This window comes from Spirosoma spitsbergense DSM 19989, assembly GCF_000374085.1.
Classification (GTDB): Bacteria; Bacteroidota; Bacteroidia; order Cytophagales; family Spirosomataceae; genus Spirosoma; species Spirosoma spitsbergense.
Window position 1 is genome coordinate 15,259 of record NZ_KB893556.1, and the last position, 18,189, is coordinate 33,447.

Annotated in this window: 22 protein-coding genes; 4 read left to right on the plus strand and 18 right to left on the minus strand. The window is 52.0% G+C overall.

All coding sequences use genetic code 11. The features are described from left to right. Positions 1 to 31: 31 nt before the first annotated feature. The 13 genes from B157_RS0119095 to B157_RS0119155 form a co-directional block, all read right to left on the minus strand. A complete protein-coding gene (locus tag B157_RS0119095; protein WP_020604915.1) occupies positions 32 to 1,129 on the minus strand; it encodes a c-type cytochrome in 1,098 nt (365 codons plus the stop codon). A 138-nt stretch (positions 1,130 to 1,267) separates the two neighbouring features. Beyond that, positions 1,268 to 1,642, minus strand: coding sequence for a DsrE family protein (locus B157_RS0119100; RefSeq protein WP_020604916.1), 375 nt, complete (start codon positions 1,640 to 1,642; stop codon positions 1,268 to 1,270). Positions 1,643 to 1,894: 252 nt separating this feature from the next. Next, complete coding sequence (locus B157_RS0119105; protein WP_020604917.1) at positions 1,895 to 2,821, minus strand: sterol desaturase family protein; 927 nt, start codon at positions 2,819 to 2,821, stop codon at positions 1,895 to 1,897. Between the two features lie 8 nt (positions 2,822 to 2,829). Further along, entirely contained in the window at positions 2,830 to 3,336 is a 507-nt protein-coding gene (locus B157_RS0119110; protein WP_020604918.1) for a rhodanese-like domain-containing protein, read from the minus strand. Continuing rightward, positions 3,333 to 3,728 (minus strand): rhodanese-like domain-containing protein, encoded by a 396-nt coding sequence (locus B157_RS35745; RefSeq protein ID WP_020604919.1) that lies wholly within the window; start codon positions 3,726 to 3,728, stop codon positions 3,333 to 3,335. Before B157_RS35745 ends, B157_RS0119110 begins: the two co-directional genes overlap by 4 nt. A 453-nt stretch (positions 3,729 to 4,181) precedes the next feature. Next, a complete protein-coding gene (locus B157_RS39825; protein WP_063881398.1) occupies positions 4,182 to 4,388 on the minus strand; it encodes a YgaP-like transmembrane domain in 207 nt (68 codons plus the stop codon). Positions 4,389 to 4,586: 198 nt separating this feature from the next. After that, on the minus strand, positions 4,587 to 5,183 hold the full coding sequence (locus B157_RS0119125) for a class I SAM-dependent methyltransferase (RefSeq protein ID WP_020604920.1): 597 nt from the start codon (positions 5,181 to 5,183) through the stop codon (positions 4,587 to 4,589). 10 nt (positions 5,184 to 5,193) lie between these two features. Next, positions 5,194 to 5,520, minus strand: coding sequence for a rhodanese-like domain-containing protein (locus tag B157_RS0119130; RefSeq protein WP_020604921.1), 327 nt, complete (start codon positions 5,518 to 5,520; stop codon positions 5,194 to 5,196). A gap of 63 nt (positions 5,521 to 5,583) precedes the next feature. After that, complete coding sequence (locus tag B157_RS38385; protein ID WP_245565153.1) at positions 5,584 to 5,781, minus strand: peroxiredoxin; 198 nt, start codon at positions 5,779 to 5,781, stop codon at positions 5,584 to 5,586. A 65-nt stretch (positions 5,782 to 5,846) separates the two neighbouring features. Next, a complete protein-coding gene (locus tag B157_RS0119140; RefSeq protein ID WP_020604923.1) occupies positions 5,847 to 6,083 on the minus strand; it encodes a hypothetical protein in 237 nt (78 codons plus the stop codon). 100 nt (positions 6,084 to 6,183) lie between these two features. Further along, positions 6,184 to 7,596 carry an MBL fold metallo-hydrolase gene (locus B157_RS0119145; protein WP_020604924.1) on the minus strand — a complete coding sequence of 471 codons (1,413 nt, stop codon included), beginning with the start codon at positions 7,594 to 7,596 and terminating at the stop codon, positions 6,184 to 6,186. 90 nt (positions 7,597 to 7,686) lie between these two features. Continuing rightward, positions 7,687 to 8,490: a sulfite exporter TauE/SafE family protein gene (locus B157_RS0119150; RefSeq protein WP_020604925.1), complete on the minus strand. Its 804-nt coding sequence runs from the start codon at positions 8,488 to 8,490 to the stop codon at positions 7,687 to 7,689. Positions 8,491 to 8,563: 73 nt separating this feature from the next. Then, complete coding sequence (locus B157_RS0119155; RefSeq protein WP_020604926.1) at positions 8,564 to 9,202, minus strand: Crp/Fnr family transcriptional regulator; 639 nt, start codon at positions 9,200 to 9,202, stop codon at positions 8,564 to 8,566. 369 nt (positions 9,203 to 9,571) lie between these two features. Between B157_RS0119155 and B157_RS0119160 the strand changes: the two genes are divergently transcribed. The 4 genes from B157_RS0119160 to B157_RS0119175 all read left to right on the plus strand — a co-directional run bounded on the left by B157_RS0119160 (position 9,572) and on the right by B157_RS0119175 (position 15,028). Further along, complete coding sequence (locus tag B157_RS0119160; RefSeq protein ID WP_020604927.1) at positions 9,572 to 10,234, plus strand: ArsR/SmtB family transcription factor; 663 nt, start codon at positions 9,572 to 9,574, stop codon at positions 10,232 to 10,234. A 172-nt stretch (positions 10,235 to 10,406) separates the two neighbouring features. Then, positions 10,407 to 11,654 (plus strand): MFS transporter, encoded by a 1,248-nt coding sequence (locus tag B157_RS35755; protein WP_020604928.1) that lies wholly within the window; start codon positions 10,407 to 10,409, stop codon positions 11,652 to 11,654. A gap of 700 nt (positions 11,655 to 12,354) precedes the next feature. Next, a complete protein-coding gene (locus B157_RS0119170) occupies positions 12,355 to 13,011 on the plus strand; it encodes a hypothetical protein (protein WP_020604929.1) in 657 nt (218 codons plus the stop codon). 7 nt (positions 13,012 to 13,018) lie between these two features. Then, a complete protein-coding gene (locus B157_RS0119175) occupies positions 13,019 to 15,028 on the plus strand; it encodes a heavy metal translocating P-type ATPase (RefSeq protein ID WP_020604930.1) in 2,010 nt (669 codons plus the stop codon). A 142-nt stretch (positions 15,029 to 15,170) separates the two neighbouring features. Here the strand turns inward: B157_RS0119175 and B157_RS38390 are convergent, their stop codons facing one another. From B157_RS38390 to B157_RS40570, 5 genes are all read right to left on the minus strand, one after another. After that, entirely contained in the window at positions 15,171 to 15,347 is a 177-nt protein-coding gene (locus B157_RS38390) for a hypothetical protein (RefSeq protein ID WP_020604931.1), read from the minus strand. Beyond that, positions 15,331 to 15,846, minus strand: a complete 516-nt coding sequence (locus B157_RS0119185; RefSeq protein ID WP_245565147.1) for a hypothetical protein — start codon at positions 15,844 to 15,846, stop codon at positions 15,331 to 15,333. Before B157_RS0119185 ends, B157_RS38390 begins: the two co-directional genes overlap by 17 nt. Positions 15,847 to 15,917: 71 nt before the next feature. Beyond that, the gene (locus B157_RS35760; protein ID WP_041952204.1) at positions 15,918 to 16,298 is read right to left on the minus strand and encodes a DUF6799 domain-containing protein; all 381 of its coding nucleotides are present in this window, start codon (positions 16,296 to 16,298) and stop codon (positions 15,918 to 15,920) included. A gap of 593 nt (positions 16,299 to 16,891) precedes the next feature. Beyond that, positions 16,892 to 17,254 carry a hypothetical protein gene (locus B157_RS40565; RefSeq protein ID WP_026308805.1) on the minus strand — a complete coding sequence of 121 codons (363 nt, stop codon included), beginning with the start codon at positions 17,252 to 17,254 and terminating at the stop codon, positions 16,892 to 16,894. A 48-nt stretch (positions 17,255 to 17,302) separates the two neighbouring features. Further along, positions 17,303 to 17,728, minus strand: coding sequence for a hypothetical protein (locus B157_RS40570; protein WP_026308806.1), 426 nt, complete (start codon positions 17,726 to 17,728; stop codon positions 17,303 to 17,305). Between the last annotated feature and the right edge of the window lie 461 nt (positions 17,729 to 18,189).

Genomic DNA, 18,189 nt, shown 5'->3' on the forward strand with positions numbered 1-18,189 from the left:
TCCCGTAACCTGACTCTGATATATGGTGAAGTTACTGCGGGCGGGATTGCCGTATGGCCACCTCCAACGGCGCAACTTTCTTTTTGTGCCCTTCTTTCCACTCTTTTATCGGTTTAAAGGGACCGAATTTATGCTGCTGTTCGCTGAAGGGGTCTATGTAAGGGCCAAACGGGTGGTCGAAGGGCTTAGACGCCAGGTCGGGCCAGTCGTGGCTCGTATCTGTGGCCGGGTGGGGCTGCGAATTGATATAAGCCGCCACATCCCAAGCCTCCTCGTCGGTCAGTTGGGGACGGTCGTAGGTGGCACCCAGCGGCATATTGTACCGCACATAACCCGCCAGATTCGACAGCCGGAAGAGGCCCGCTCCTTCGTTGTAGCTATGCGCCCCCCAGAGCGGAGGGTAGGTATAGCTTTTTTTATTTTCGGCCAAAAGTCCGTCCCCACCGGCCTGGTGGCAGCTCTGGCATTTCTGAGTGTACACTGTCAGGCCTTTCGTTGGGACGGCGGCCCGTTTTAAGCCTTTCAGTTTAAAAATGCCCGAGCCACGGGGTGTTGTTTTGGGCAGTACGTCGGTGCCCAGCCAGTTGATGTACGCTACAATAGCCCGCATCTCGTGGCTGGTCGAATCGAGTGATTTACCGTTCAGGCTGCGTTGAAAACAGTCGTTCACCCGCTTCACCTCATCTTCAACTCTTCCCGAACGGCCCCGGAATTTAGGGTACGTAGCCTGCACAGCCGAGTAGTTATTGCCCCATGGCTGAGTACCGGCATTGAGGTGGCAGTTCTGGCAATTCATGCCGTTGGAAATGGGCAACACCGAGCCTTGCGGGCCCAGATAGTCGGCCGTGTGGGCAATCAGTTCGCGCCCGTAGCGAACGAGTTTCTGGTCCCGGACCGATAGCCTCGTCATGCGCCAATCGGACGGGGGCGTCCAGAGGTGGGTAAAATTGGTGTCTTTAGGCGCGACTGAAGTGGGTGGAATTGATTCGGCAACCGCTGGGTGTGCTACCTGCCACTGGTATATGAGCACATAACAAAGTAAACCCGCTGCCACCATGAGCAGAGCGGCTAACGCCCAGAAACTGCGGGTCAGATTACGAATAATAGGGTCCTGGTCGGGTAAGTTCATCGGAAATGGCCATTAACGGTTTATTCTTCAAATATGGGCCCTAGCTACGCGGAGGGTCAGTGATAAATATTACGAATCAGTTAATTCGTCGTGTCAATCCATGCCTAAGGTTCCATGCATCGACGGTTGATAAATCGGCTAAAGCCCGGCTTTGATATACGCCCAGCCCTCTTCCTGTTTGCGGATGAGCTCGGCGATGGCAACGGGCACCGTTCCAACAAACGGCAGAAGATCCGCCTGGGTTAATTTATGCCCCCGCAGCGTGTTTCCACAAACCACCAGCCGCAGATGATAGCCATGGACCAATGTCCGCAGCAGTTCAGGCAAGGGTGCGTCGGCGGTGGTGACCATAGTGATACCCGGCCCATGAAAAACGACTTCGACTTCGGCTTCGGGCCAGTAGTCCAGCAGGTTTCGGAGGTTGCTGATCAGCGCCTTCTGCGAGGGGCGATCGCTGGCGACAAACTGAAAAACTACCCGGTGGTCTTTTCCCGTATCCATTGGCTGATTCATATACGGTTTCTACGGGTAAATGACCAGACCAGGCTACCCAGCAGGCCAACCCAGGGTAGTCCATGCAGGAACAGATCGCCCTAGTCGATGAGTTTCATGCCGGTGGCGCCACCCAGTAGCCAGCGAATTTCCCCCACCACGTGGGGTTCCGGCAGGTAGGGGGCCAGGCCCAGCGTCAGGTAGGCAATCAGCCAAAACCGAATCGACGTCAGGGGTCAGAGCAGATGGTATCGTATTCATAGGTCAGTGCAGTTAGTGGGTTACAGGTCGGCGTAGTTTATAAACTCCCGGGGCGCGTTTGGGTTGGGTGGATTTGCGCCACGGATATAGCAGCTGCCCGAAAAACGTTTTGGGAAACCGGTTCACCCCCCGAAAGCCCAGTTTGATGTGACTGCCTTCGTGGGGTTGGTAGGCCGTGCGGAACAGGTGATCCCACACGCTGAGGGTCAGCCCGAAATTGACCCCCTCCCGACTGTGGGGCGGCAGTTCTTCGGCGTGGTGCCAGAGGTGCATCTGGGGGCTGTTAAACACGTACCGCAGCCGGCCGATGGGCAGGTATAGGTTTGCATGGTTGAGGTGCCCAACGGCCAGGGTAAACAGGTGAACGATAAAGAAATCGGTCAGCCCGAATCCAATCATAGCCAGCGGAATGTACTCCAGCGAGCGGTAAACAATCGTTTCCATCCAGTGGTACCGCAGGTGCGCGGCAAAACCCATCTGTTCGACCGAATGGTGTACCTTATGGAACTCCCACAGCCAGGGCGAGTAGTGCAGCAGCCGGTGAACGTTCCACTGAATGAAATCCCGGACCACGAATAGAATCAACAGTTGCGCCCAGCCCGGCAGATTCGCCACATTGATGGCCACCAGGTTCCGGATGCCGAAAAGGCCCAGAAAGTCGTTGAAGGCCTTAACCCCCACATCCGAAACAGCATTGTAGGCAACGAGGGAGAACAGGAAATAATTAAAGAACAGGTAGAACGTATCGAGCCAGAAATCCTGCCGAAAAACGGGCTGGTCTTTTCGCCAGGGAAACAGCAGTTCCAGCACCCAGACAGTCAGGGAAATGAGGATAAGCAGGTAGAAATAATTCGTCCAGCCGGGATGAATTACCTCGTTCATCAGATATTCTCCATAACCAGCGTACCCGTTCACAAATGTTTTGATATACTCATCCATGCTTTATATCAGTTATAGACCTTCTGCCCCCGCTCGAGCCAGCGGCCCCAGGAAGGGTTGAAGGCATGAACAGCTTCAGTTGGTCCGGCGGCATTGATAACGGAATACCCTCGATTAACCCACTCGAAGATGCCCCCGTACACGTTCCTGACTCGCGTGAAGCCCTGCTTTTCCAGAGTCTTCGTCACTTTCTGACTCCGGTAACCCACCGAACAATAAACAACAATGGATCTGTCTTTAGCTACCTTGTCGAGTGCCCGCAGGTCGAGGTGTTTGTAGCCAACGGGAATAGCCCCCGCCAGGTGGCTCACCGCAAACTCGTCTGGCTCCCGGGCATCCAGCACCAGCGCGTCACCCTGTTGCCGCTGCAGTTCATCGACCGAAACGGTGGGCACCGATCGGTTCAGCATTAGCCGGAGCAACCGGTCAAAACGCGGGTTGCGCACTGCCTGCGCCGACAATGGACCGGCAAATAGAGTCAGCAGTGTAAGCCACCCAATAAACGACTGCTTCATGGTTTTTTCTTTACAGTGACGTAGCCCGCCTGTTGCCAGGCCTGCATACCTCCTGCCAGATTATATACGGTTTTAAAACCCGCCTGCTGCAATTGCCGGGCCGCTTTACCGCTGCGTCCACCAACGGCGCAATACACGAATACAGGTCTGGTTTTGTCCAGTCGGCCCAGCTGGCTCGTGAAATCAGGAGTAAAAAAATCGATATTAATGGCCCCCGGCAACATGCCATCCACCACCTCCGGTGCCGTGCGCACATCGAGTACGGTCTTGAAGGGTGTCTGCCGCAGTTTATCGCTGAAAGTCTGCACCGTCAGGTTAGACGGTGTCGATTGTCCCCAGCCTACGGATGCCATCAGGATAAAGTTTGTCAGGACAAAAAGAGTTGATTTCATGGTCAGTAGTTTTTTCGGTAACCGGTAGACTACAAGACAAAGGTGGTCTGTACAATTTATAAAATCCGTAACATTTGTCACATACGTTAAAAGACACCTCAATAAAAAATGGGTGTCTTTTAAGCGGCTCCATAGCTAGCCCAACCACGACAGAAGTGTTTCGCTTCGTTGGGTACGCTTATTCTAGCTGGCGTACCCAATACGTTATTTGGATCTCCCCTCGTTCCAGCGGTGGGGGTAAGTGCGCCCAAAGGCTGATTTACAATGATTCCTTCGCCGGCATACCAGAGCCACCGGTTTCCCCCGGTATCCCATAGGGCCTGGAGTATCAGAAATATGTCCGGCACCCCACCAAAGGTTGATGGTCGGCCAGGGCGTTCCAGAGCCAAAGCTACCCGAAACAGGCCGGACAATCCGAATGAGTCCCTGATTCTATAGGTTGAAGAGGGTTGTTTACGTGTATGGTTCGTGTGAATACCAGACGGTAAGTAAAGCGGGGATATTCGTGACAACCAAACTGGTCAGCACGAATATCCCCGCTACTACCAGGCTCACAATGGCCCAAGTCCCCGAAATGACACTTGTGGCGTATAAGGCAACCAGAACGATGGCAATTACTATCCGTATAGTTCGATCGATAAAGCCCATGTTCTTTTTCATACCCGTATTTTTTTGGGCAAGTAACGGCTCTTCGCGGGCTATTTATGTGACAAAAATTACCTACCCAACTGATATTAACTTGCTTATGCCGAAATCTACCAAACCAGACCAGCAACGTAGCTACGATCAGGAGGTTAGCACATAAAAAGCGGTCCAGCCGAAAAATACGATTAACAGGGTTTCAGATGGGCTTAAAATTCAGGGTTTGCGGGCAACCAGCTGCACAACAGAGGCTTCTCCGGTATGATACTGGCCTTCCGCCAGGGTAATGTTCCGGTCCTGCAAGTCCAGGATGTCAAGTTGCCGGAAATCCTGAGCCAGCATAGTGGCTGAATACCGCCAGGATTCCTCTTTAGGATCACCAGACAGTTTGCCGAGCTGGGCCTTGCTAAAGGCTTCGAGCACGACATAGCCCGATTTTTTCACCCAGCCTGCCACGCGCTGGTGCAGGAGTTGCCTCACTCCTGGAGGCAGGTGGGTGAAGACAAGGCCAATTAAATCAAAATCAGCTTCTTTTGGCGAGAAATCTTCAAGCGCTTCTACTTCGTACGTGATGAATACGCCGTATGACTGGGCCAGCTCCTGCGCCTTTCGGCAGGCTTCAGCACTGAAATCTACGGCGGTTACCTGCCAGCCGTTGCGGGCGGCATACACCGCATTACGCCCTTCGCCCTCGGCGGGTAACAGCAGCCGCCCGGGCGTAAGTCGGTCAAGCATCGCTTTGAAAAACTGATTGGGTTGCGTACCGTACGCGTATGCATTTTCACGGTAGCGATTGTCCCAGAAATCGAGCATAATACGGTGGTTAATAGGGCCAGTTCAATAGCCCGCCATCCAGGTTATACACATCCGTAAAACCTTGCTGATTCATGAGCTGGCAGGCTTGCCCACTCCGGTTGCCACTCCGGCAATACACCAGATACGTTTTGGATTTGTCCAGTTTCGCCACCTGTTCGGCAAAGTCTGGCTGGTTAAAATCAAGGGAGATATCCGCCCCGAGGGATTGCTGACGGATTTCGGACGGTGTGCGTACGTCGAGTAAAATGGCGTCGGCACGATTGGCCATTAACTGGTTGAATTCGGACGCAGGTACGTTTTTGTACGGCATTCCGGTTGCTACTGATTCGGGCATTGTCTTGTGTATTTTATCAGGTGGAAGTTCAGATTACTAACGGTAATCCTTTATACGTAACCCTTAAAGCGTTTCTGTGGCCAGGTAGAAGTCTACCATCTCCAGGTCACCATGTATCCGCTCTTCCAGGGCTTCAACCGTTTTGGGTGTCGGCAGAATGACCCGGTCGCCCGGTTTCCAGTTGAGCGGCATCGAGCATTTGTTTTCGGTAGCGGTCTGGAGAGTAATGAGTGTCCGTTTGATTTCGTCCACGCTTATCACCAAAGCAGGGTATCGGAGTCGGTTGGTCGTTCATCTCGTTATTTGTGTTTAAGTCAATTGCCCGTTCAAACGGATTCATCCACTCCTGGATAGGGGCCAGGGGCTCTCAGGCAGCCTAGTCGGAGCAGTTCGCCCGCCAGTGCCCGGCGGCTGAGGGTGGGGGTATGCTGAATCATAATCGTTGCCCAGTTCCCATCAACCTGCACCGAGAAGACGCCCTTCAGATTTCTCATGTGCTGACGAACCGTTTCTACCTGATTACCCACCAGATCGGGAACAAGTTGAAAGCAATCGGTTTTCATGGGGCAGATGGTAGGTGGTCATTTCCCTCTACGCATCCAGTGAATGCGTAAAGGGTCAATAATGAGTTGGTTGCAGGATATACAACCCGTTTCCGAAGCATCAGACGGTTGCCTCGAGTTCTTCGGTCACAACCGGATTTCCTTTGTTCATCCACTCATTCATACTGGCCGAATAGTTTTTTACATTCGAGAATCCATTGCGAACCAGCAGCGAATAGCCAATGGTAGCGCGGTCGCCCCCCTGGCAGTAGATGACCACCGGCTTGTCTTTACTGATCTTGTCAAGATGCTGGGGCAGGCTACCTACGAAAATATTCTCGGCTCCTTCTACGTGGCCACTCTTATATTCTGAGGCACCGCGCAGATCGACCACCTGCGCATCGTCGCGGTCCAGGTAAGTTTTGAATGTATCAATACCGATGACGTCGGCCTTTTGCAGATCGATTCCCAGCGAGGCCACATCGGTAACAAACCCATAGACATTGTCCAGGCCGATACGCATCAGTTTACGGGTCAGGTCATCGATTTTTGACTCATCGGCCACCAGCATAAATGGCTCTTGGTACGTTATGAACCAGCCCATCCAGGTAGCAAAGGCGTTGTTGCCCTGGATGTTGATACTGCCCGTAACAAATCCGTCGGCAAAAGCCACTTTGTTCCGGGTATCGATCAGCTTAATGCCACGGTCCAGCGCTTCCTTTACTTCTTCGGCCGTCAGCTTCTTCTGAACGGGCACCTGGGTGATCAGCTGACGATCCACTTTGTTCAGCTTCTTCATCATGGCAAAGTACTTCGGTGGCTCCGGCTGATCCGCCAGCAGGTAGTTCACAAAGCCTTTGGGGTCGTTTTCGTGCTGGAACGCCCAGTTCCGGATCTTCTCGTAGCCCACCGTTGTGCTGGGCACGGCGCCCAGTGCCTTACCGCAGGCCGACCCGGCACCGTGCCCCGGCCAAACCTGAAGAAAATCGGGCAAAGCTTCGAACCGCTGGATGGACTGGTACATCTGCCGGGCACCGGCATCCTGTGTGCCAACCAGACCAGCCGCTTTTTCGAGCAGGTCAGGCCGGCCAATATCGCCCACAAATACGAAATCGCCGGTAAACAACATGACAGGTGCCGATGAAGCCGGTTTATCGACCAGCAGAAAACTGATGCTTTCGGGCGTGTGGCCCGGTGTGTGCATCACCGTCAAAGTAAGGTTGCCAACGGTAATTACATCGCCATCTTTCAGGCCCACATGATTGAATTCGTACTGCCAGTCCAGACCGCCCTCATCGGACAGGTACAGCGTGGCACCGGTGAGGGCTGCCAGTTCGCGGGAACCCGACAGGAAGTCGGCGTGGATGTGGGTTTCGGTGATTTGGGTAATGCGCAGGCCGTTCTGTTTGGCGATGTCGAGGTACGTATCGACATCGCGTTTGGCGTCGATAACGATGGACTCACCCGTCTTCTGACAGCCAATGAGGTAGCTGGCCTGTGCCAGAGTCTTGTCGTAAATTTGCTGGAAAAACATAACGATACGTTGATTAGTAACTAGAAATAGAATAGCCAAAAGTAGCCGGTGAACAATCGGGAATCAGTGACTTTTATCACCCATGCAGGCTTATAAAAAAACTTCCCGGCCGATGATGTAGACGCCCATGACCAGCACAAACCAGCCGAACGCTTTTTTGAGTTTCTGGCCCGGAATGAACTGCGACAAGTAGGTACCCAGCAGGATGCCCATAACGGACATAGCGGTGAACTTCAGCAAAAATGACCAGTCGATCACGGTATTGGCCGTCCCGCCCCAGAAACCGATCAGGGTATTGGTGGCAATGATGAGCAGCGACGTACCAACGGCCATTTTCATGGGCAACCGAACCAGCAGGACCAGCGCCGGAATGATCAGGAAACCACCACCGGCCCCCACAATACCGGTTAGCAGACCTACCAGCACCCCATCGAGCGCGATCACCGGCAGGTTAAAATTCAGCGAACCGGCCAGTTGTTGATCGGGTGTTTTTTTGTCCCGGATCATACTGATCGACGCGGCCAGCATCACCAGGGCGAAAAAGATCATGATGGCCACGTTTTTGCTCAGCGCAAACGACGTGGTAGTAAAGACCGGGTCCGGAATGTTGGGGATCAGGTATTTGCGGGTCAGGTAAACGGCCAGAAAAGAAGGGATGGAGAATAATAAGGCCGCTTTGTAATTGACCTGGTGATGCCGCATGTAATTGACGGAGCCAACCAGGGAGGTAGTGCCAACCACAAACAGCGAATAGGCCGTGGAAATGACCGGATTGAACCCCAGCAGATACACCAGTACCGGTAGGGTCAGGATGCTGCCGCCACCGCCGATCAGTCCCAGACTAACCCCGATTAGAATAGAGGCTAAGAAGCCTACCAGTTGTAGTGAAGTCATACTCGTTCATATTTTAAGCGAAGTACGACCCTTACCGTCTCACTATCCGTGACAAAAGTTACACAGGTCAAAATTAGCCGACGAGGGCTATTTTGTTACGCATCAATTTAATCTGACCGATTTTTTCCAGCTGCTTGAGTAGCCGGGAAATCACTTCACGGGAGGTGGCCAGCTCATGCGCAATTTCTTCGTGGGTAATCGCCAGTTCACTGCACTGACAACTCGTCACCTTCTTCTGAATGTAGGCCAGCAGGCGCTCATCGAGTTTGTGAAACATCACCTCGTCAATGGTGCTGAGCAGATCATCGAACCGCTTCTGGTAGGTTTGGAAAATAAACTGTTTCCAACTGGTATACTGACACATCCAGGCGTCTATTTTTTCGACCGGAATGACAATCATTTCGGTCTCTTCCTCTACAACGGCTGTAATCTCGCTCTGCTTTCTGCTCAGGCAGCAGGTTAGCGACATGGCGCAGGTGTCAACCCCGCCCAGGTAGTACAACAGCGCTTCACGGCCTTCCTGATCCGATCGCATGATCTTGACCGAGCCGCTGACAATAATAGGAACCGAGCGGATGTATTCCCCCGGCCGAATCAGGTAGGTGCCCACGGGTGCCCGTTTGTACTGGCCTGCTTCCACCAGTTCCTGGAGCAGGCTATACTCAAATTTACCATCGAAAATCCCCTGCAAATACTTAATTATAAGTCTCATTGCTCATTTAATCTGTAAGGATGTAACGTTTCAGTAACATCTGAACGGGGGTTCTGGTTACTGCGCAGCCAAATCGGATTGACTCTACTACAGTACAGAACAGGTTAACGACAACACAAATCAACCTTCTCAACCTTTCAGTATCGTTGCTATGTTTTATCCCGAGTATTCAATGAGACCGGCACAATCATTCGATTTCAGGACGGGTCAAACGGTCAACACTTTCCAGGACGTGTCAACCCAAAATGCGTTCAATTAAACCTCCACTTGTTTTCAGGACATGTAGGTTCTTCAATTATTCAATTAAACTATTGAATAATTGAATAAAAGATTATCTTTGCCTTCATCATTTACATCCAGATCTGTTTTGTGGAAAAAAGAGAGTTTAAACATGAGGTTTATGGTGGTATTGGTCAGTTGACTAAAGCCCTGGCGAACCCCCATCGATTGGAAATTATCGACCTGTTAGCGCAGGGGGAGAAAATGGTTGAAGCGATTGCCACCGAAATCGATGTATCGATTGCCAATGCTTCCCAGCACCTCCAGGTTCTCAAACAGGCCCGTCTGGTCACGATTCGTAAACAGGGGCACTATATGTTCTACACCCTGGCGAATGCCGATGTGTTTGCGGTCTGGCAAGCACTGCGCGGCTTAAGTATTAGTCAACTGCCCGACGTCGAAAAGGTAATCCGGGACTATCGAACCGGTCAGGGCGCGTTGAAAGGCATTTCCCTGAATGTACTGATTGGTAAACTAGAGCGTGACGAAGTTATCTTATTAGACGTCAGGCCCGCTGAAGAGTATCGGATGGGTCATATTCCGAATGCCCTCTCTGTTCCGCCTGGCGAATGGGGGCAGAAGCTGGAAGGTCTGCCCACTGGTGAGGAGGTTATTGCGTATTGCCGGGGGCCTTTTTGCGTGTTTGCTGACGAAGCGGTGGCCTATTTAAAAAGCAAAGGGTACCGGGCTGCCCGACTCGACGAAGGGTTTCCGGACTGGAAAATACGTGGGTTGCCCGTTATTTGCGGATGATCTGAATATGATCATGAACCCGCTTTCTTTTATGACTCCTCAACAACCAGTTGACGACATTTACGTAGCCATACTCCAGCCATTTTGAGAAGGATGAACAAAAAACAAGCCCTTAATCGATTGATTTTCTCTATGTTACGGCTGAAGTACTCACCAAAACTACACTGACTCCATGAGTATCCAACTGGGTTTGCGCCAAAACTGGGGTCAGTTTTCTCTGCTGGTATTGATAACGGCCTTTGTTGGCGGCATGATCGGCTTGGAACGAACTATCCTGCCCCGGCTCGCCGAAACGGTCTTCGGTCTGGAGGCCCATTCTGCTATCCTAACGTTTATTGTTGTCTTCGGAATTGCCAAGGCGCTGACCAATTACTACGCAGGCAGTTTAGCAAACCGCATGGGCCGTAAAAACCTACTCGTTGTGGGCTGGCTGTTTGGCTTGCCGGTACCTTTCATGCTCATGTGGGCCGATAGCTGGAACTGGGTAATCATGGCCAATGTGCTGCTGGGAATCAATCAGGGCCTGGCCTGGTCCTCCACGGTGGTGATGAAGATTGATTTAGTCGGCGAAAAGAATCGGGGGCTGGCGATGGGTCTCAATGAATCAGCCGGCTATCTGGCGGTGGCCTTTTCAGCTTTTGCTACGGGATGGATCGCGTCCCGCTACGGCCTTCAACCATATCCCTTTTACCTGGGGATCGCCTTTTCGGTCATAGGCTTGGGGGCCAGTTGGCTCTGGGTAAACGATACCCGTCGTCACGCGGATCTGGAAGGTTCGTCCAGTAAGCAGCACAAACGGCAGCATATCTTTTGGGAGACAACCTGGCGGGATCGTAATCTGGGGTCGATAACGCAGGCGGGTTTAGTCAATAATCTCAATGATGGTATGGTCTGGGGCCTGTTTCCGGTACTACTGGCGACCAAAGGCTTTACCCTGGAACAGATCGGTACCATAGTGGCTGTTTACCCGGCTTTCTGGGGTGTTGGCCAGTTGGGTACGGGAAAGCTGGCGGATTACGTGTGCCCAAAAACCATGCTCGTTTGGGGCATGCTCCTTCAGGGGTTGGCCCTGATTGCCATGCTGTGGGTAGCTTCCTATGCTTCATTTCTGGGCTTATCGGCACTGCTGGGTATTGGTACCGCTCTGGTGTATCCCACCTTTCTGACGGCAATTGCCCGGTTTACCCACCCGGCCCAGCGGGCAGAAACTATTGGCATCTTTCGCCTATGGCGCGATTTAGGCTATGCCATTGGCGCCCTGTTAACGGGCTTTATTGCGGATTGGCTGGGCCTGAATGCCTCAGTCTTAGTTATTGGTCTGTTGACGATCCTGTCATCGGCTATCATTCAATACCGAATGCGTTGTCGCGAGAAAGCCCTTCCCGGGATTAAAAAGCAGGCTTTCCCCCACTTGCAATAACGCCCTTCGCACGTAATTGATTAAATCAACATAACCTTCTTTATGACTACAGGTTGCATACACCGTTGTCGTACTTCGACCTGTAGAGCAAATCCTTAAGCCCATTCATGGTAGGTTCCTTACGTACGTTGTCATTCGTAGTCAGGTATTGTCGTCTGGCAGTCATCAATCGTAATCAAACCACAGTCAGCTATTTACCAATAAATGAGCAGGCATGACAATACCTGACAAAAGGGACTACTACTTAAAAGCGTGCTCTCCCACCTGCGGGAAACTTTTCAGGTAGTCCAAAGCCGGGGCTTCACCACACGATATTTCGCTCGGGCCATTAGTTTGCCGGAAGATGCGTTTACGTGAGTGGGTCTGGCCATTGTGGGAGCAAACTATGTATGCTATTCGATGTTGTTACTGGTATAACGCTGTGCTGGACTGGAGCACAGTTAAGCCGGAATTGCGTCGGAAACGCTGATTTGGGAGCACATCGAGGCCAGCCAGCAGGGGGAAATTCGGTCCGCACTTCGCTTTGCCGCACCTGTGGTGGGCCATTGCCTGAATTCACGGGCAGTCGAGTTATCTGTACGGCCTTTTACTCTCGCTGGTGTTACCGGGGATTGTGCTGGTGCTATTTCGACCAGAACGACTCGTACTAAATCCAAAAAAGTGGCACAACTGAAATAATGTATAGTCAAAAAACAACTAGATGCTCTGGAACTTACTGATTGGCAGCATCTTATTAGGATCCGTTCACGGAGCCATTCCTAACCACTGGCTACCGGTCGTGCTGATTGGCCGGGCCGAGGGCTGGTCAGAACGGGAAACGCTGGGCGTCGTAGCCCTGAGCGGTTTCTTTCATACGCTGAGTACGGTTGTGCTGGGCATCGTGATCGGGACCATCGGCATGGAAGTATCCGAGCGGATGGAAGAGCAGACCCGGCTGATCGCATCGCTGCTGTTAGTGTTCATGGGGCTGGTTTACTTTGCGATGCACGACGCCAATGCCGGATCGCCCCACCAACACGTGCCGAAAGGACTGAAGGGTCGCTCAAAATTAACCATCATTACGACGCTGTCGGTAGCGATGCTTTTTTCGCCCTGTCTGGAAATCGAAACATTCTTTTTCACGGCCGGCACTCTGGGCTGGACCGCCATCGCCACGCTGGCCGTCAGCTATACCGTCGTGACCATTGCCTGCATGGTGGGGCTAACGGCAGTATCGTATCGGGGGTTGGCGCGCGTAAACTGGCCCGGCCGGTCCGCCGGTGCGGTGGATTCGCACTGGCTCGAGCACTACGAAAAACGCATAACTGGCGGCATTCTGATTGCCTTCGGCATTCTCATCTTTTTCATTAAACTCTGACCCCTCAATGGCTCACGACCATGATCATGACCACGACGAAAGTGACGACGTCGAATTAAGCAAGGAAGGCACGACTGCGACAGCCGCCGGAGCGGCCCCGACCAGGAAAGGTCCGGATCAGGACTGGCGCACGTATGCCCCGGCCGTAATCAGCCTGGTGCTGTTGCTGGCCGGTATTGCGCTCGACTATTACGCGAAAAACGGTCCGGTGGCCCGGTGGTTCAACGACCCGTGGCGGCTTGGCTGGTACGTACTGGCTTACCTGCCCGTAGGCTGGCCGGTATTGCGCCGGGCGGTGAGTAGCATTGGCAATGGTAACGTGTTCACCGAGTTTTTCCTGATGGGTGTGGCTACTCTTGGCGCGTTTGCCATTCGGGAATACCCCGAAGGCGTGGCAGTCATGCTATTTTATACCATTGGAGAATTGTTTCAGGATGCGGCCGTGCTGCGGGCGCGTCGCTCCATCAAGGCCCTGCTTGACGTGCGGCCCGATGAGGTGACCGTATTGCGCAACGGACAGGCGCAGACCGTCAAGGCTGCCACCGTTGGGGTTGGCGATGTCATTCAGATAAAGCCGGGGGAGAAAGTAGGGCTGGATGGCGCGATGCGTTCCGATAACGGCACCTTCGACACGGCCGCGCTGACGGGCGAAAGCGTACCCCGCACCATTGCGAAAGGGGAAGCGGTGCTGGCGGGAATGATCAACCGGCAGTCGCTGGTGGAGATGGATGTGACCACGCCCTACCAAGACTCTAAACTGTCGCGCATTCTCAAACTGGTGCAGCAGGCCACGGGCCGCAAGGCGCAGACCCAGGAATTTATCGCCCGCTTCGCCCGGATTTATACCCCCGCCATCTGCGCCCTGGCATTGCTAATCACGGTAGTACCGTATTTCATTGTTCCGGACTATCAGTTTCAGGATTGGCTCTACCGGGGCTTGGTATTCCTCGTCATTGGTTGCCCGTGTGCGCTGGTGATTTCTATTCCCCTGGGTTATTTCGGGGGTATCGGGGCTGGCTCGAAGCAGGGTATTTTATTCAAAGGTTCCGTCTTTCTGGATCTGATGACCCAGCTAAAAACGGTCGTTATGGACAAAACCGGTACGCTCACTAAAGGTGTTTTTAAGGTACAGGAGGTAAAACCCAGGAATCTCGATGCGCCCGAACTGGCCCGCTTGGTGGCCGCCCTGGAAAGTAAATCGACCCACCCGGTGGCCACGGCCATTATCGAGTATGCAGGTACGGGCTACGAAACAATAGCGGTCCAAAACGTAGAAGAGATTGCCGGGCACGGCCTGAAAGGACGGGTCGACGGTAAGGAAATGCTGGCCGGTAATGCCAAACTGCTCCGTAAGTTCAACGTCCCGTTCGATGAGGCCCTGACCCAGATTCCGTTCACGATTGTGATGACAGCCATCGACGGTCAGTTTGCGGGCTATTTTACCATCGCCGACGAGGTGAAGCCCGACGCAGCCGAGGCCATTAAACGCCTGAAAGCGGAGGGTATCCGCACCGTCATGCTGTCGGGCGATAAATCGGCGGTGGTCGAGATTGTGGCAAAGCAGGTGGGTATCGACGAATGGCACGGCGACCTGCTGCCAGAAGACAAAGTAGCCCAGGTCGAACGGCTCAAGGCGGAGCTGGCGGGTAACGCAAAGACGAAGCGTCGCCCGGCAAAGCTGGCCTTCGTTGGCGATGGTGTGAACGACGCACCGGTCGTCGCCTTGGCCGACGTAGGCATGGCGATGGGCGGCCTGGGCTCCGACGCGACCATCGAAACGGCCGACGTTATTATTCAGAATGACGAACCAGCCAAAATTGCTACGGCCATCGAGATTGGTCGGGCCACGCGCCGAATCGTCTGGCAGAACATTACGCTCTCGCTGGTAGTCAAGGGCATTGTCCTGGTGCTGGGCGCGGGCGGTCTGGCCACGATGTGGGAGGCCGTTTTTGCCGATGTTGGCGTGGCAATGCTGGCAATCCTGAATGCAGTACGGGTACAGAATCTAAAGTTTTAATCGATTCTAGTCGAGCCGGTTTCCGTAGGCTATCATCAGCAGGCTTGTTCCTGCTGGTTGTTCAAGTTAACGCTTTATTAATAGCCAGAGAAGGCTGGTGAATTTACCACCCAGGAATTGTTACGTGATAGATCGAAGTTGTTCATTTAACAATCAGGTTCCGGCTGGAACTGGCCAGGGTATAGAAAAGGGTATCTACTGTATCGGTAAAATCATCAGCAGATCCCCCGGCGCCGGCGCCCACAAAAAAGTAATGGATACTGACCCGCTTCCTATCCGTATACACCTTTATAGACTTTTGCTCAATGGGAAGTCGCATAGAATTTGAGTGCGAGTAAGTTACTCAGACTATAAATCAAGACAGGCAGTATCGCAAATTGCAAAACGGGCGTAAGTCCTACCTCAATGCCGGGAATGATGGGCATGCGATCAGTGTATGCCCAATTTCCGGCGACTAAATGGGCTATCTCCGATAGGGTGGCTCCGGCACCACCCGCTATCATCAACCAAAAAACCCGGGAAGCCGTCAGGTTCATTACCCAAAGGCCATTCCTGTGGATCAATGCGAAACCAAAATAAAGTAAACCGACCATTATGACATCAGCCAACGAGGCTAACGCCAGAAAGATAAAGTGCGACAGATCATACGTACAAACTGTATATAACGGGCAATGACCTATTTCCCAGGCATAGTTCAGCAGAAATGACAAACCGGCTACTGCACCGACAAATCGCCGGAAAAGTAGTTTGTCGGGCGCTTTCTTTAGAAAATGGTTGTACAGTATCGCGATGGCTATCAGGGCGATAACTGGCGCCATAAACATACCTGGTTTTAGGTCAGTCATCTTGATACAGGGACATTATTTCGTTGGATTGTTGACTGTACAGGTTACGATTTGGCCTTGTTCATTTTGTGGCCCGATTTCATCGTACCGCCCTTCATCATTTTGTCCATTGTGGTCATACTCCCATCCATCATCATGCACTGCCCATTGGTCATGGTCATTTTGGAGCCATCTTTTTTGAGACAGGTGCCATCGGTCAGGCATTTGGTGCCGTCGGTCATGGTCATCTCTTTGGTCATCGGCATCATCTTTTCGCCCTGCATCACCATCATCTTGCCGTCTTTCATTACCACACAATCATGGGTCATGCCGTTGTCTTTCATCTGTCCGGGCTTGTGCATCATTGTTTTGGCTGGGGTCTGAGCCTGTACACTGCCGATTCCAATCAATAGACTGATTACGAGTATGCTCGCTGCGTTTTTCATAAGAAATTGGTTTGCTAAATAAGTATGGGTCAAAGGTAGTTCGTCGGCGAAGGCTACCGTATGATCTGCATCAGCCGGGTAGCTGATGCGGGTCATACATACCGGGTTGATGCCAACATCATCGTGAGGAGACTCCGATGAGCATTATACAGCGGGCCAACGCGGGTCATATTGTGTAATATTTGCCTCGAATCGGGGCCGCAAAAAATAGGTGATGGAGATTTGGTATTCAATTCGACAACCCTCCCCTATTAGGACTAATTTTGACTATCCATTACTCATCTAAAAGATAACAACCGCTACGGCAGACCGCTTATTTTCAGGATTGGACAAACGGTTAACACAAATCAGGACGGGTCAACCCCAAATTTATTCATTTAAACGTTAAATTCCGGCTTGGGCTGGCGAGGCTGTAAAAGAGAATGGTTAGGTTTTAGTTTCCGGTCTTCAACAAGGTACACCGTCGCGGAAGGTTGGCCGCTCAGCCATCCGATTCCAACTCCAAAAAAATTTATCAGACTAAAAAGCCGCTCTATTTGAATCTGAAACTGGTTTTTTATCGATTTAATGTACTGCTGCTGCAATCATCTGATTTAGTTAACGGTGCAGGCAATCTTTTCCAGAATGAGATGGCTATCCCCAAGTTTACAGAGGGCATCGCAATGGGTCCGTAACGCTGACATCAGTATGTAATAAATAGAGGTATTCGTTTGCCGAATAGATGGTCGGGTTAGTTGCATCTCAACCTCTTTCTGCCGACTATCCGTCACAACTAAGTAGAGCACTGTCGCATGATTGGGTAGTGAACTGGCCAGGTCGGTTAGTCGCAGAATGCCTGAATAAATAGAGGTACTCTTTTCTACTTCAAAGGCGCAGACAATATGGCCAGTCGCCTTGTCTAACCACATTACATCAATCAGGCTAATGGTTTGACTCGTTTCGCCCGGTACGGGCAACGGAGGCAGACTGGGTAAACTCAGGAATGAAAAGAAATTGCCGTTATATTAACGTGACATATCATTACGGGCCGCTACCACATTGTATCCCAACGCCCGACCGATCGTTAGCAAATGAAACTGCATTTCGCTGTGCGTTTGCTCTTCCCGCTGCTCATCCACTACTTTCTGATGTCGTTTCTCAATCTGTTTCTGGATTTTTTCACGTTCCTCAACGGGCTGATCGGCTAGACCGGGCACCAATAGATTACCCGTTCCAATTTCAAACAATAGCCCCGACAATGCCCCTAAATCAGTTGATAAGCTGGCGCAATACTTGTTGTTGACAGCTAGCAACTTCTCCCGAATGGCCAGATACTCAGTCCAGGAACCCAGCTTGCGCCGTTCATTAAACAGCCGGTTATAGCCATTAATGATAGCTGTATTGAAAGGGGGTACCCACGTGGGATGAAGAAAATAGAGGATACTCGCCACGGCGGGTCCCAGTCCTTTTATTTTATAGGCATCCAGCCGTTCAATCTCCCGAATGATAGTTTCGGGTTTAGTCGCTTTCAGGCAGCATTCCAGAAACTGCCCGAAGTATCGCTTGTGGTCCTGATTCTCATAAATATCCGGGATATGTAGTTTCGGTTTCCAGTAAAAGGGATGTGATGCTCCCTCGAAAACTTGTTACTGTTCAGTGATACAGGTTAGCACAAATTCCAGCGAACTACCGCATCGGCGGTCCGACCTTGAAATCATTAGGAAAAGTCCCGTCTTTGATATCGCTGATGACCTGCAGCACTCCGCGTCGGATGGAGCGAAACGCTTTCAGGCGGTCTTCATTATGCAGAAACCAGCTCTGATAGACAAGATCTGGGTTGTGTTTATAGCTATCGATCAATGGAGAAAACGACTCAGTAGACATCGAAAAAGGATTAAAAATAGAATTGCCC